The sequence below is a fragment of the Cupriavidus sp. SK-3 genome (assembly GCF_000611145.1).
GTDB lineage: Bacteria > Pseudomonadota > Gammaproteobacteria > Burkholderiales > Burkholderiaceae > Cupriavidus.
Map to the genome: position 1 here is coordinate 1 of NZ_JFJV02000208.1, position 1009 is coordinate 1009.

Annotated in this window: 1 protein-coding gene and 1 pseudogene; both read right to left on the reverse strand. The window is 66.2% G+C overall.

The window, feature by feature from the left end:
- Window positions 1–389, reverse strand: a pseudogene (locus CF70_RS20030) (conjugal transfer protein TrbI); the annotation flags it as partial.
- A 26-nt stretch (window positions 390–415) separates the two neighbouring features.
- Window positions 416–1009 (reverse strand): TrbG/VirB9 family P-type conjugative transfer protein (locus tag CF70_RS20035; protein WP_035868456.1); only part of this gene is annotated, 594 nt, incomplete at its 5' end.

Here is a 1009-nt window from a genome sequence, read left to right on the forward strand (position 1 = left end):
GTATCCGTGTCATTCGCCTTGGCCAGCTCACCGGTGGCCGGCGTCGCGGGCGGCTGCACGAAATCCTTTGCCGTCATGACCGGGGCCTTGCTTGCCGGCTCGGCCTTGGTGGCCAATGCCCCCTGCAGTGCCGCCAGCCTGCGCGCTTCCTCCTGCTGCTGTCGGATGAGTTGGTCCAGTCCGCCGCTGTCCGGGCTGCTGGTGCGCTCCTGCAGCTTCTTGGCCTTTTTCGCTTCGGCCTCCTTAGCCTGGTCCGACTCCATGCCGCTCTGGTAGAAATAGCCGAGCGTACCCACCGCCACCGCCGCCACCACGCCGAGGGTGGTGACGATGTTGCGCGGCACCTTGCCGCTGGTCAGGCGCGTCTTCGCGTCGGAAACGTCAGTCACGGGCTGCTTCACGGTGCGCGCCTCGCTCAGAACAGGCCAAGGATGCGGCGCTTGCCGCGCTGCACCGTCACTTCGGTATCGCCCGAGCGCAGCGCGACCTCGTCGGCCAGACGCTGCAGCACAAGGAAGTCGCCGCGCCGGATAAAGTTCGCCACCACATAGTCGCTACCGTCCTTGACCAGCGCCACCGGCCAATCGGCGGCCTTGGGCATGCGCATCCAGATTGCCTTGCCGTCGTCAAACACCGTCTCGGGCTTGAAACTCGCGCTACCCGACACGCCATAGTCGAAATTCAGCTTGTCGGGGGAAACCGCAACCGCATCGGGCAGCGCCGCGCCGCCATCGCGCTCTTCCGGCGCCCCCGACTGCTCGGCGCGCGCCTTCGACTTGGCGCCTAATGGGGCCTGAACGCGGAAGCGCACCTTCTGGTAGAAGATCCCGCCCAGCGGCGAGGACACCAGCGTGAACTCGTAGCTGCGCTTGTTGGTATTGACCGACAGCGTGTTGACCAGACCGGGCCCGTTCGGCTTCACATACAGGTGATTCGCGCCGTCCGTGTCGAAGCTCCAGCGGATGTTCTCGCCCCAGGCCGGATCGCCCACGATCTGCTCGTCGGGACC